Annotated in this window: 9 protein-coding genes; 3 read left to right on the top strand and 6 right to left on the bottom strand. The window is 71.5% G+C overall.

Annotated features, from left to right (window positions below; genetic code table 11):
- Positions 1–43 precede the first annotated feature (43 nt).
- Entirely contained in the window at positions 44–538 is a 495-nt protein-coding gene (locus WMF31_RS34410; protein ID WP_436606000.1) for a superoxide dismutase family protein, read from the bottom strand.
- A 227-nt stretch (positions 539–765) separates the two neighbouring features.
- Positions 766–1,362: a hypothetical protein gene (locus tag WMF31_RS34405; protein WP_436605999.1), complete on the bottom strand. Its 597-nt coding sequence runs from the start codon at positions 1,360–1,362 to the stop codon at positions 766–768.
- 121 nt (positions 1,363–1,483) lie between these two features.
- Between WMF31_RS34405 and WMF31_RS34400 the strand changes: the two genes are divergently transcribed.
- Entirely contained in the window at positions 1,484–2,038 is a 555-nt protein-coding gene (locus WMF31_RS34400; protein WP_436605998.1) for a DUF1003 domain-containing protein, read from the top strand.
- A gap of 270 nt (positions 2,039–2,308) precedes the next feature.
- On the opposite strand, the gene treS is transcribed toward WMF31_RS34400, so the two are convergent.
- The gene (gene treS, locus WMF31_RS34395; RefSeq protein WP_436605997.1) at positions 2,309–5,698 is read right to left on the bottom strand and encodes a maltose alpha-D-glucosyltransferase; all 3,390 of its coding nucleotides are present in this window, start codon (positions 5,696–5,698) and stop codon (positions 2,309–2,311) included.
- 409 nt (positions 5,699–6,107) lie between these two features.
- Between treS and WMF31_RS34390 the strand changes: the two genes are divergently transcribed.
- The gene (locus WMF31_RS34390) at positions 6,108–6,716 is read left to right on the top strand and encodes a hypothetical protein (protein ID WP_436605996.1); all 609 of its coding nucleotides are present in this window, start codon (positions 6,108–6,110) and stop codon (positions 6,714–6,716) included.
- 133 nt (positions 6,717–6,849) lie between these two features.
- On the opposite strand, the gene gspC is transcribed toward WMF31_RS34390, so the two are convergent.
- The 3 genes from gspC to WMF31_RS34375 form a co-directional block, all read right to left on the bottom strand.
- The gene (gene gspC, locus WMF31_RS34385; protein ID WP_436605995.1) at positions 6,850–7,803 is read right to left on the bottom strand and encodes a type II secretion system protein GspC; all 954 of its coding nucleotides are present in this window, start codon (positions 7,801–7,803) and stop codon (positions 6,850–6,852) included.
- 312 nt (positions 7,804–8,115) lie between these two features.
- The gene (locus tag WMF31_RS34380; protein ID WP_436605994.1) at positions 8,116–9,891 is read right to left on the bottom strand and encodes a cytochrome b N-terminal domain-containing protein; all 1,776 of its coding nucleotides are present in this window, start codon (positions 9,889–9,891) and stop codon (positions 8,116–8,118) included.
- Complete coding sequence (locus WMF31_RS34375) at positions 9,888–10,466, bottom strand: ubiquinol-cytochrome c reductase iron-sulfur subunit (RefSeq protein WP_436605993.1); 579 nt, start codon at positions 10,464–10,466, stop codon at positions 9,888–9,890. The genes WMF31_RS34380 and WMF31_RS34375 overlap by 4 nt, the downstream gene beginning before the upstream one ends.
- A gap of 257 nt (positions 10,467–10,723) precedes the next feature.
- On the opposite strand from WMF31_RS34375, the gene WMF31_RS34370 reads away from it, so the two are divergent.
- Complete coding sequence (locus WMF31_RS34370; protein ID WP_436605992.1) at positions 10,724–13,003, top strand: POTRA domain-containing protein; 2,280 nt, start codon at positions 10,724–10,726, stop codon at positions 13,001–13,003.
- Positions 13,004–13,069 lie beyond the last annotated feature (66 nt).

Raw genomic sequence — 13,069 nt, 5'->3', positions numbered from 1 at the left:
CGCCCGGAGCGCAGCGCCGGCCGGCGGCCGTCGGGGGGCGCGCTCACTCCAGGTCGATCAGGCCGCAGCCGATGCGGCCGCCCGCGTCCGGATCGGCCGCCGCGTGCACGACGATCGAGAACTGGGTCACGTCCGTGGCGCTGGCGTCCCCGATGGTCCAGACGTCGGTCGCGCGCGTGATCGTTTGCGTGCCCTGGCCGCTCGCGTCGCAGGTGAAGCTGCCGAGCCCTTCCCCGTTGGGGATCCAGTGGCCGCCTGCGGCGTCCCCGTTCTCATCGCAGCTCTTGTTCGCGTGGAGATGAGCGGAGTGCTCGCCAGCAGGGCAGCCCTCCAGCGTGATGGTGAGCGTCACCTCGTCTCCGGTCTGCGTGAAGGTCGCCGTGCCGCTCAGCGGGCTGGAGTTCATCCCCTGGATCTGCGCCTCGGCGCGCGCGGGGGTCGTGGTCGATTCAGAGGGCGATTCGCCGTCGTCGCCGCAGGCCGACAGCAGAGCACCGGCGCCAAGGGCCACCAAAGAGAGCTTCAACCACCGTGACATGAGTGTCCTTTCCTGGCGCGATCCGAGCGGACAGAGAGTTGTCGCTGGACGCGTCCAAGCGTTCCAGGGCACGAGTACGTCCCAGCGTCGCGTACGTCAAACGAACCCCGGCAGGAAATCACGTCCGGTGATGCGGCCTACTGTTGTCTTATGTCTAAGGCGTAAAGTGGGGGCGCAGTTCTCTTCCGGTGCGAGGTGCGCTGTAAGCAAGGTCACGGTTCGACGCTCTATGAGCGCCTTCCCGTCTTCGTGGGAAACAACGATGGGCAGCCCGTCGATTCCGCCCTGGCGGCGAGGCGACCGTATTCTCGACCGAGCCAGTGGAGAAAATCCTGATTCCATGGGGGGCCGTCGGGCCAGGCGGCGCGGATGCGGTCGGCGAGCTCGAGGTCCCAGTTGCCGTAGAGGTCCACGAGCGCGTCGTGCGCCTTTCGGCCGGCCAGCGCGGCTGCGTCGCCGCGGGGCTCGCCGCCGTGCGCGAAGGCATCATCGCAGATGTAGTAATTGCAGGTCGCCGCGCGCCGCCACGGTGGGATGGTGCAGCCCTCGGGACCGTGAAAAGCGCACCTCTTTGGCGGCGCTTGGCCGTCGCTCCCCTGCGGCGCGACGCGGAGGATGAGCAGGCCGCGCGGGCCGGCGCGCAAGGTGCCTGCCGCCATCTGCTCGAGCAGCCAGCCTGCGCCGCCCAGCGACACGATCCTTCCGATGTCCGACCACTCGACGCCCGGCGGGCTCGCGCAGCAGCCGGTCGGCCCCTGCGGACACGCGCCGCACAACGTCGAGTGTAGCCGCGTGTGCGCGCCCGCGAGCTCCAGCCGGATCATCGCTCCACCGACGCTGGAGGATACCGGTGCGTCCCGCGTCGTCCAGCGCCGGCCTCGCCTCCGCCGCCGGGATTGCGCGGAGCGCGCCGCGGGGACGGAGCTTGCATCCAGGGAGGCCACCATGGATAAGAAGCAGAATGGCCGCCAGGCGGGCTCGAGCGAGGTGAACGGCCTGGTCCGGCGCAACATCGAGACCCTCACCACCGTCCGCGGGGAGCTGGAGAGGCAGAAGAGCCGTCAAGAGCTGATCGCCGACGCGATCACCCGCTTCGCGGGGAGCATGACGTTCGTCTATATCCATGCCCTCCTGGTCGGCGGCTGGATCCTCGTGAACCTGGGCGTCGTCCCCGCGATCCGGCCGTTCGACCCCTTCCCGTTCGTGATGCTGGCGATGATCGCATCGGTCGAGGCGATCTTCCTGTCCACCTTCGTGCTCATCAGCCAGAACCGGATGCAGGCGCTCGCGGACAAGAGGGCTGATCTGGATCTTCAGGTCAACCTCCTCGCCGAGCACGAGATCACGCGCCTGATCGGCCTCGTGGACGGTATCGCCCGCCGCCTCGGCGTCACCGACGGACCCGACCAGAGCCTGGAGGAGCTGAAGAAGGATGTCCGGCCGGAGGAGGTGCTCGAGGAGATCGACCGGGCCGAGCGCGAGAGGCCCCCTGCTACGTGAAGGGCGTGGACCTTTCTACCACACCCCCCTCACCGCGACGCCGTTGCCCGACGCGACGATCTCCGCGCGCTCCTGCGTGATTAGAAGGGCCAAGGCAATGCAAGGTCCCAAGCTGCCTCGCCATATACCGCTCACTGGATGAGGCCTCCTGACCGAGGTGCAGGTCGACCGCGCTCCCGAGGCTGCCCTGCGTCGGCGCAGGCCGGCGGCCTAGCAGAGACAGCCGTCCTGATGGCGGCGGGGAGGGGAGGGGAAGAGCCGGGTTTCTGATCACGCCCGAGGCGCGATCAGCTGCTCCAGCCCGCGCAGCGGGATGTCCAGCCAGTCAGGCCGGTTGTTGAGCTCGTAGCCGACCTCGTAGATGCACTTCTCGAGCATGTAGAAGTCGAGCAGAAGCACCGTGTCCGCGTCGCTGGCCGGCACGATCGGCGCCGTCTCGTCGGCCCGCGTCTCCGCCGTCGCATGGGCGCGCGTGACCGTCTCCACGTACCCCGCGAGGTAGCTCGCGGAGATCCAGGCCACCCAGGCGTCGGTCCACGGCTTGAGCGCGGCGACGTCCTCGGGCCGGAGGCGCCCGTCCCGGAGCGCCGACGCGCCGGCGTAGTCGAACGAGCGCAGCATCCCCGACACGTCCCGGAGGGGGCATCGCTTGTAGCGGCGCTCGATGAGCGGCCTCGCCGGCTCCCCCTCGAAATCGATCAGGATGAAATCATCGCCCGTCGAGAGCACCTGGCCGAGGTGGAAGTCGCCGTGCGACCGGATGCGGGTGACGTCGAACTTCCTCGACAAGATCTGCTGGAGCTTCGCGTCGATCTCGGCCTCGCGCTGGAGCATCGCCGCCGCGTGCTCGCGCACGCCGTCGGGGAGCGCGCGCTCGCGCTTCCGGAGCAGCCCGAAGGTGCGCGCCAGCATGCCGTGCGCCGACTGGAACAGCGACTGCTGGTGCAGCGTCGTGAACGGCTGCTGCCCGAACGCGGGATCCTTGCTCGGCCCCGCCAGCGTGAGGTGGAGCTGCGCCGTGCGCTCGCCGAGCAGCCGCATCCTGACGAGGTCGTTCCCCATCAGCTGGGTCACCAGCGCAGGCGGCGTCACGCGCGAGGCGTCGAGGATCGTGCCGGCCGGCATCGGCGGCGCGCTCGCCTTCACGGACTCCTCGTCGGCGAGCACCCGCTCGAAATAGCGGTTCAGCGACTCGAGCGTGCTCGTCCACGCGTCGCTCTGGCTCGGCACGTACTCCTGGAGCATCGCCACCGCGGTCGACTCGCGGCCGCGGCCCTGGTACTCCAGCGCCCCGGCGAGCCGCGGCGTGAAGGCGAACTCCTGCTCCGTCAGGAACTTGCCGATCTCGAGCTCCGGGTTGATGCCCTCTTCCACCTGCCGGAACACCTTGAGGAGCAGCTTGTCGCCGTAGATGATCGTCGTGTTGCTCTGCTCGCTCTCGGAGATGCGCGCCAGGAGCTCGCCCTCCGCGCCGAGCGTCTCGAGGTCGAGGAGCGGCAACGCGTGGAGCTCGCCGGCTTTGCCCGTCGCGACCGCGCGCGTCCGGATCGCGGTGAGGAGCAGCGCGGCGAACTCCGGGGTCGCCAGCGCGTCGTGCAGGATCCCCTCCGGGGCCGCCGCCTGCTCCGGCTCCGGGTCGCGCACCGTGACCTCCGCGATCACCGCGTTGCGCCAGCGCGTCGCGAGCTCCCGCGCGCGATCGCCCGCGGCGAAGCCGACGGGGACGACGTAGGTCTCCGGCATGCCGTCCGTGTACTCGATGCGCACGAGCAGGAGGTAGTGCTCCGCCGGCGACCGCTCGTCGCGCGCGAGCGGGATGACGTCCGCGATCGTCGTGGTGCGCCGGGTCCGCGCCTTGCCGCGGAACCACCGCCGGGCCGTGATGAACTTCGCGAGCGCCGGCTCGAGCGCCTTGCGCCCCTCGGTCGAGAGGAGCGCCCGCCACGAGCCCTTCGCCGAGAGCGAGGGCGCCGCCTGGCTGTCGCCGATGGCCACCGGCGTCGTCGGCTCCAGCGCGAACCAGAAGAAGTCGTACCGCCCGAGCGACAGGGGGTAGCAGCGGCTCGTGATCTCCGGGAAGCGGTTCCTGCCGAACAGCTCGACGGGCACCATGCCCGCGAAGCGCGTGAGGTCGAGCTCGACGTGCTGCGCGTACCGCGAGAGGTTCGCCACGACGAGCACCCGCTCGTCGCCGTACGCGCGGATGAACGCGAGCACCTTGCTGTTGTCCGGGTGCAGGAACTCGATGGTCCCGCGGCCAAGCACCTTGTTCTGCTTGCGCAGGGTGATGAGCCGCTTCATCCACCAGAGGAGCGAGGACGGGTTCTGCTGCTGCGCCTCGACGTTGATCGCCTCGTAGTGGTACTCGGGGTCGATGATGATCGGCAGGTACAGCTTCTGCGGGTTCGCCCTGGAGAAGCCGGCGTTCCGGTCGGCGCTCCACTGCATCGGCGTGCGCACGCCGTCGCGATCGCCGAGGTAGATGTTGTCGCCCATCCCGATCTCGTCGCCGTAATAGAGGACGGGCGTCCCTGGCAGCGAGAAGAGCAGCGCGTTCATCAGCTCGATCCTGCGCCGCGTCTTCATGAGCGGGGCGAGCCGGCGGCGGATGCCCAGGTTGATGCGCGCCGTGTGCTCCTGCGCGTAGACGCGGTACATGTAGTCCCGGTCCTCGTCTGTCACCATCTCGAGCGTCAGCTCGTCGTGGTTCCGGAGGAACGTCGCCCACTGGCAGGTATCGTGGACCACCGGCGTCTGCTTCAGGATGTTGACGATCGGGAAGCTGTCCTCGAGCTCGACCGCCATGAACATCCTGGGCATGAGCGGGAAATGGAAGTTCATGTGGCACTCGTCGCCCTGCCCGAAGTACGCCGCGGCGTCGGCCGGCCACTGGTTCGCCTCCGCGAGGAGCATGCGGTCGGCGAAGTTCGCGTCGATGTGGCGCCTCAGCTTCCGCAGGAACTCGTGGGTCTCCGGCAGGTTCTCGCAGTTCGTCCCGTCGCGCTCGTAGAGGTACGGCACGGCGTCGAGCCGGAGCCCGTCGACCCCCATCTCCAGCCAGAAGTCGACCACCTTGAACACGGCGGCGTGCACGTCGGGGTTCTCGAAGTTGAGATCGGGCTGGTGGGAGTAGAAGCGGTGCCAGTAATAGGCGTTGGCCACCGGGTCCCAGGCCCAGTTCGACGTCTCGAAGTCCTTGAAGATGATCCGGGCGTCCTTGTAGCGGTGCGGCGTGTCGCTCCACACGTAGAAGTCGCGCCAGCGCGAGCCCTTGGGCGCGGTCCGCGCCCGCTGGAACCACTCGTGCTCGTTCGAGGTGTGGTTGATGACGAGCTCGGTGATGACCCGGAGGTCGCGGCGGTGCGCCTCGCGGAGCAGGCGGGCGAACTCACGCCGGGTCCCGTAAACCGGGTTGATGTTCGTGTAGTCGGCGATGTCGTATCCGCCGTCCCGCAGCGGCGAGGGATAAAAGGGCAGGAGCCAGATCGCGGTGACGCCGAGATCCTGGAGATAGTCGAGCTTGTCGATGAGCCCCTCGAAGTCGCCGATGCCGTCGGCGTTCGAGTCGCTGAACGCGCGGACATGGACCTCGTAGATGATGGCGTCCTTGTACCAGAGGGCGCTTCCTTCGGCGGGAGGGGGCTTCTGATCCTGGCTCATGGCTTCTCCGACGTTTGCACGCTGTCCGCGCGACGACGCCGGGCGCAACGAACTCAGCGGTGACGGGCCCCTCGCGGCATGAGCGCGCCGCCCGGGCCGGTGGAGGCCAGGAGGCGAGACACGCTGCGGAGGTCCACCACGGGGCGCGCACCGCCGTCCGACGCAGCCGACGCGGGCCACGGATATGGCTTAACTACCTGGAAATGCAAGACCGAACGCGGCTCAATCTCGGATAGCACGCCCCGCGCGCAGCGCAAAGCGGCGCGGCGGCCCCGGGCGACGCCGCGCCCTGTCAAGTTCGATGCGTGGCGACCTCGGCTCCCACGTCGAACCTCAGCCGGTGTAAAAGGCCCCGGCACCTCGTGACGTGATCGGGCGAGCTCATGCCCATTGTAAGGAGCGTTCTCTCATGATGCGTGTCTTCCACGTACTCTCGCTCTCCCTGGCCGTCCTCGGAGCGCTCGCGTGCTCGTCGACCCCGGAGTCGACGACACCGGACCCGTCCAATCCGTGCCCGCCGGGCCAGTGGTGCGCCTCGGCCGTGCCGACGACGCCCGCGCCGGTGACGCCGACCGCCACCGCCGCCACCCCGGCGTCCGCGGGCACCGCCGCCACGCCGATCGCGCCCATCGCCGCGGCCGCCGTCACGCCGATCCTGCAGGGAATGGGCTCGACGGAGGCTCCGGGGATGAAGGCGGACGGCGGGCCGTTCGCGGGGCAGTTCCAGGAAGGGCAGTCGCTCGAGCAGCCGTTCAACATCTCGCCCGGCAAGTGCTACGCGGTCGTCGGCGTCGGCCTCGGGATCCAGGAGCTCGATATCCAGCTCGCCGTGCAGCCCGCGCCGGGGCTGCCGGCCATGGTCCTCGCGCAGGACAGCACCACCGGCGCCGCGGCCACGCTCGGCGGCAAGGCCTCCGGCTGCTGGAAGAACCCGACGCCGCTCGGCGGCCAGGGCAAGGTGATCCTCAAGGCGACGAAGGGCGCGGGGCTCGCGGCCGCGCAGGTCTTCTCCAAGTAATCCCCCGCGCGCCGGAGGCGCCCGTCGCGCCTCCGGCGCGGGCGGCGCGCGCGATCCCGCCGGTGCTCGATCGGCTCGCGCGACGGCCCCTCCGGCGAGCGCCCAGCGTGCCCCACCGCCCGGCCGCGGGGCCTCAGCGGATGTTGAAGTCGAGGGTCATCAGCTGGCCGCCGCGCTCGATGGCGACGGACAGGTGGTTCGCGGTCCGGAGCCGCGCGTAGGCCTCCAGCGCCTTCTGCGGATCGGTGAGGTCGAAGCCGTTGATCGACCGGAGCGAGTCTCCGCTCTCGAGCCCGAGCGTCTCGAGCAGCGAGCCCCGCTTGATCTTGAGCTTCAGCCCGACGACCTGATCCCCTCGCCGCTCCGGGATCACCCGGGCCGAGCGCATGAGGAGCGCCTGCTGCTCGAGGATCTGGTCGACCGCCGCCCGGTCGACGGTGAACTCCGTGGCGCTCACCCGCCGGATGCGCGCGGCGATCTCGGGCGGCAGCGTGTTCATCGCGGCGTCGCCGCCGACCGGCTTCGCCTGCGGCCGGGGCCCGGGCTCGGGCGCCGGGGGATCCCCGGTCGTTCCGATCCGCATCTGGCAGCGCGCGCCGCCCGAGACGAGCCAGACGCGGTCCCAGTCGATCCGCGCAAGGGTGCCCAGCGCTGTGTCGCCGCCGAGCCGCCGGAGCTGCGTCTGTCCGTCGGGCCCCTCGATCACGGCGAACGACCACGCGGCGTCCTCCGCCGCCGCGATGAGCACCACGCGCCCGGCGTCGCAGATCGGATCGCGGTGCGGATCGCCGTGCGCCGCGGACGCGCTCTCCTCGGGGGCGTCGCCCGGCGCCGGGAGGAGCGTCCCGGTCACCGAGTCGAACGGGTTGCGCCGCAGGATCGCCTCGGCGCTCGTCGCGTGGAGGCCGTCGTGCGCCGCCGCGCCGAGCGCCGCGTGCGGCAGCGGCGCGGGCCGCGTGGCGCCGTCCGGAATGATCGTCCTGCCGATCAGGTGCGATACCCCCGCCGCCTGGAAATAGGCTGCGATCGCGATCATCGTACCCGCGATCCACCGGAATTGATGCTTGACGGCCGCATCCAGGTCCACGGGTCCTGCTCTTTCTCGGGAGCGCGCGCGCCCCCCCCGTGCCCGCGGTGAGCTCCGGGCGCGCGCCGACGTGGAGGCGACCGTGCACGATGTCGCCACCGCCCCCCTTTCAGGACGCGTCAGCATCGTGCGTGCCGGCCCGCCGCGCGGGGGCGCCCGCGCGAGCGCGCCTCGACCGAGGCGGATCGGCGCGCCGGCGAGCGCGGCGCGCTAGCGAGCGCGGCGCGCTAGCGAGCGCGGCGCGCCTGCAGAGGTGGTGAGCTCGGTGGGGGAGGGGAGGGCCTGGACTGCGTCAGTCCGCGAGCGGCGCGCTCAGGGCTTCTTCTCGGGGGCCTTCGCGGGCTCGCCTCTTCCGCGACGGTACACCCAGGCGGCGAGGATCTTCCGGTCGTTCGCGGAGAGCTTCTCCTCGAACGCCGGCATGTGACCTTCCAGGTCCTTCGACATCGCCGCCGGCGGGTAGGCCTTGCCGCTGCCGGGGTTCGTGATCTGGGCCTCGATCCACGCGACCGAGGCCCAGCCCCGGAGCTCGGGGGCGGCCGATTCGTCGTCGTCGGTCTTGCCGTCGAGGCGGTGGCAGCTCGTGCACCGCTGCCGGACGAGCTTCTCGCCCGCCGCCGAGCCCTGCTCCCCGCGCGCCTGCGCCTCCAGGAACGTGGCGATCGCGTCCAGGTCGGCCTCCTTCATCGCCGTGAACATCTCCGCCGCCTCCGGATCCGCGGGCGGCTTGACCATCGACGGCATCATCTCCTTGAACGGGGTCTTGCCGAAGAGGTGGTCGGCGTCGGGGTCCTTCATGACCTCGAGCGCCCACGCCTTGGTCCCGAACCCGGTGAGATCCGGCGCCGTCTGCTTGTCCTTGGGCGGCCCGAGGTCGCCCAGCCGATGGCAGCTCGCGCACTCCTTCTTGTAGAGGTCCTCGCCGCGCGTCTCCGGATCGTTGCGGAGCATCGCGAGCGCGCCCTCGGGCGGGACCCCCTGCTTGAACAGCGCGAGCGCGCGCTCGGTCCGCTCGGAGGCGGCCGCCTGCGCGCGCTGGAAGTCCTCGTCCCGCGCGTCCACGATGAACGACTTCGCCGTCAGCCCGGCGGCGGCGAGGCCGATCACGAACAGCGGCGCGAGCGCCGGCAGCCGGGCCCGCAGCGGGCCGGGCTTCTTGTCGAGGAACGGGAGCAGGGCGAGGTAGAGCGCGCACACGCCCGGGACGCCGACCGTGGCGATGAGCTCCAGCGAGCCCGGGAAGAACTTGCGCAGCTCGAAGAGCGCGCGGAAGTACCACGCCGGGCGGGCGGAGTAGTCGCTGATCGGGTCGGCGGGCGACTCGAGCGGCGCGCCGTGCTCCACGGCCGCGAGGTCGAACAGGACGACGAGCGTGACCGCCGCCACGAGCAGGATCATCCCGAGCTGCTTCGGGTAGAAGCGATCCGCCCTGGCGGGGTCGGCGCCGGGGGGCGGCGCGAAGCCGTGCCTGCGGAGCTGCGCGAAGCTCGCGGCGAGCAGCAAGGCCGTGATCGCCGGCAGCACGAAGACGTGCGCGCTGTAGAGCCGCGTCACGGTCATGTGACCGAGCGCGGGGCCGCCGACGAGGAGCTGCTGCACGAACGACCCGACGACGGGGATGGTGCCCGCGATGCCGGTCTCGACGCGCGCGCCCCAGTAGCCGTCCTGGTCCCACGGGAGCGGGTTGCCGGTGAAGGCGAAGCCGAGGAGCACCCCGAGCAGGCCGAGCGCGAGGAACCAGCTCACCTCGCGCGGCTTCCGGTACGCGCCGTGGATCGCCATCCGGCCCACGTGGATCGCCACCAGGACGATGAGCGCCTGCGCGCCGAAGTAGTGGAGCCCCCGGACGAGCCAGCCGGCGCTCATCGTGTAGTTGATATGCGCGACGCTCGACCAGGCCGTGGTCGCGCTCGGGGCGTAGGCCGACATGAGCAGCACCCCGGTGACGGCCTCCACGAGCAAGAGCAGCGCGATCGCGCCCCCCCAGACGTGGGCCAGGCGCGCGCCGCCGGGGACGGGCTCGTCGAGCAGGCGGCGGAGCGGCTCGCGGTAGCCGATGCGTTCGTCCAGCCAGTCGCCGAGGCTCACCCTGCAATCTCCTGGAGCTCGGCGATCCCGTCGCGGTAACGCCGGAAGTCGACCTCGACCCACCCGTCCACGACGCGCGTCGCGAGCGGGTCCATGGGGCGCGGGGACGGCCCCGTCTCGGGCACGCCCGACAGGGCGAAGCGCGACGCGTGGCACGGGCAGTTGAAGCTCTTCTTGTCGTCGTTGAGATCGATCGCGCAGCCGAGGTGGGGGCAGGTGGCGCTCATCGCGCGGACCTTCTCGCCCTCGCGGAGGATCCAGACCGAGCCGAGCAGCTGGTCCTTCGCGACCGTGAACGCGTCGCGCTCGTCGCCGATCACCTGGAGGCGCCGCGGCTCGCCCGCCGGGAGGTCGTCGAGCCGCGCGATCCGGACCCAGCGCTCGCGCCCGCCCCCGGCGCCGGCGCCGCCGGAGGTGGAGCCGGCGAGGAAGCTCGCCGCCGGGACCGCGATCGCGCCGGCGTAGGCCAGGCCGCCGATCGCCACGAGCGCCTTGAGGGCGCCGCGCCGCTCTCCGGGGGGCGCGCCGGGAGACGGCGCGCCGGCGCTCGCGGGCGCCCCGGGGTCTTGCGGCAATCCATATCCGAGGTACCCGCTGGCACCAGGTTCCTTTTGCGTCGGCTCTGCCATCTCGTAGGCTCTCCCTCGCTCGCGCCGTTGTCCTGGCGCCCCTCGGCTTCGGCCCGGCCTCTGGACGACCGAAGCGGACCCAGCATAGCGAAAAGACGGGCGTAACGTTGAATCCTCGCCATCGCGCACACCGGGGCGGTCGCGTCGTCGCCGACTCGACCGCACGCCACGCGTCAGATTCCCGGGGACCGCTCGTTCGATCCATGACGGCTGTGCTCGTCGCGCTCGGGGCCTCCGCGTGCGCTGCTTCGCGTCAGCCGCCCGCGTGCACGCGCCCGGACCTCGGCGGGTGCGCCATCGAGGACGTCTCCTTCGACGGGACGCAGGTCATCCGCGGCGACGAGCTCGCCGAGCGGATCGCGACGGCCGAGAGCTCGCACCTGCTCGGCGGCGCGCTGGAGCCGGTGCCCATCCTGAGCATCTGGGACGCCCTCACGGTCGAGTACGAGCGGTTCGACCGGTTCGTCCTGGAGCGGGACCTGGCCCGCATCGAGCGGTACTACCGCGCGCGCGGGTTCTACGACGCGCGCGTGCGCGCGGCGCGGGTGCGGCGCACGGGCGGCCCTGGCAAGGAGGGGCGCGTGCGGGTGCGCATCGTCGTCTCCGAGGGGGCGCCGGTGAAGATCGCGTCGGTCGACCTGGCGTGGCGGGACTGGACCCTGGAGCGGGGCAAGGACGTCACGGGGCCGGCGACGGAGGCCAGGAACGCGCTCAGGATCGGCGCGCGCCTGGACGAGGCTCGGTACGAGGAGATCAAGAAGAGGCTGCTCCGGGTGCTGACGGATCGCGGCTTCGCGTACGCGACCGTCGAGGGGCACGTCGACGTGGACCTGGTGAAGCACGAGGCGCGGGTCCGCTACACCATCGAGCTCGGCCCCGAGTGCACGTTCGGCGAGATCAAGCTGGAAGGACTCGGCGAGCTGCCCGAGGGGCCCCTGCGGACGGCGATCGGCATCAAGAAGGGCGATCGCTTCTCGACCGAGGCGCTCGCCGAGGCGGAGCAGGCGCTCGCCGACTTCGGCGTGTTCGGCGCCGTCGCGGTGAAGCCCGAGCTCGCGCCGGACGGGCAGCCGCGGGCCCCGGTCGTCCCGGTGACCTTCTCCCTCGAGCCCGCCGCGCTCCGCGCCGTGAGGCTCGGCGGCGGCGCCGAGATCGGCTCGCGCGTCGAGGCGCACCTCGTGGCCGGGTGGGAGGACCGGAACTTCCTCGGCGGCCTGCGGCGCTTCTCCATCGAGGGGCGGCCGGGGCTGGTCTTCTACCCGACGGAGTTCTCGACGCTGTTCAGCGAGGCGCCGGAGCGTGTCTTGCCGGAGATCCAGCTCCGATCCGAGCTCCGCCAGCCGGCGGCGTTCGAGCGGCGCACGACGGCGGTGCTCCGCGGCGCGTTCAATCTCTACTGTCGGCAGGCCGGCCGCTGCACCGCGGCGAACGAGGCGCCGAGCCGCCAGGGAGGCCCCGGCAGCCCAGGGCAGGCCGGCGAGGAGACCCCTCGGAGCGGCCAGGCGAGCGACGACCTCATCCTGGGCTACCGCGAGTACGTCGGGTCCATCGGCCTGGAGCGGCCGTTCCTGAAGAGCGATCTCAAGGTCGCCCTCCTCTACAACGTCCAGCTGAACAGCCCGTTCGCCTACCGGGGGAGCCTGGCGCCGGAGGCGCGGTCCCTGTTCATCCCCTATCTCCAGGCGCTCGTCTCCTACGATCGCCGCCGGAACCGGGCGGGGAAGCCCGACAGCGTCACCCCCCACCACGGCTTCTACGTCGCGATGGACGCGCAGATGGCCGGCTACCTGCGGGCCGACACGCTGCTGGCGGGCGCGCTGACCGAGCGGCTCGTCGACGCGCGCGACATCCGCCTCCAGCCCGAGTTTCGCGGCTACCTCCCGGTCGCGCGGCGGGTGACGCTCGCCTTCCGCCTGCTGACGGGGGTCCTGCTCCCGAGCAACTACGACCCGTACTGCGGCGACGACACGGGGGACGCGAGCGAGCGCTGCAACGACCGGCTGGACGAGGCGCTCCAGCTGATGCAGTTCCGCGGGTTCTTCAGCGGGGGCGCGACCAGCAACCGCGGGTACGGCTTCAACGAGGTCGGCCCGCACGGCCATGTCCCGAGCCTGACGGGCGAGCGAGGCGCGGAGGTCCCCACCGGCGGCCGGCTGCTCTGGGAGACGAGCCTGGAGCTCCGGCTGCGGCTCGGCGAGAGCTTCGGCACGGCGATCTTCGCCGATGCGGGGGACGTCACCCGGGAGCTCTCGCTGTTCCGCGACCCCGGCCCGCAGCGCATCCACCTCTCGGCGGGCGTCGGGCTGCGTTACGAGACGCCGGTCGGCCCGCTGCGCCTCGACGTCGGCTACCGCGTCCCGTGCATGCAGGTGCTCGGGGTGTGCGACGTCGAGGACGTGGACGCGTTCCGGGACGAGAACCCGGGCAAGCTGTTCGGCGTGCTGCCCGTCGCCGTGAACCTGGCGATCGGCGAGGCGTTCTGAGGTGGGCTCGGGGTGGAGTCGGCGACCCAGCGGCCGCGGGCGGGAGCGCGGCCCGCGCCGCGCACA

The organism is Sorangium sp. So ce1036 (assembly GCF_051369805.1).
In the GTDB taxonomy this organism is placed as follows: Bacteria; Myxococcota_A; Polyangia; order Polyangiales; family Polyangiaceae; genus Sorangium; species Sorangium cellulosum_F.
This window is presented reverse-complemented; position numbering and strand designations above follow the sequence as displayed.

Coding starts and splice junctions, on each gene's coding strand:
- WMF31_RS34410 (WP_436606000.1), bottom strand. CDS start 538: ATGTCACGGTGGTTGAAGCTCTCTTTGGTGGCCCTTGGCGCCGGTGCT.
- WMF31_RS34405 (WP_436605999.1), bottom strand. CDS start 1,362: ATGATCCGGCTGGAGCTCGCGGGCGCGCACACGCGGCTACACTCGACG.
- WMF31_RS34400 (WP_436605998.1), top strand. CDS start 1,484: ATGGATAAGAAGCAGAATGGCCGCCAGGCGGGCTCGAGCGAGGTGAAC.
- treS (WP_436605997.1), bottom strand. CDS start 5,698: ATGAGCCAGGATCAGAAGCCCCCTCCCGCCGAAGGAAGCGCCCTCTGG.
- WMF31_RS34390 (WP_436605996.1), top strand. CDS start 6,108: ATGATGCGTGTCTTCCACGTACTCTCGCTCTCCCTGGCCGTCCTCGGA.
- WMF31_RS34370 (WP_436605992.1), top strand. CDS start 10,724: ATGACGGCTGTGCTCGTCGCGCTCGGGGCCTCCGCGTGCGCTGCTTCG.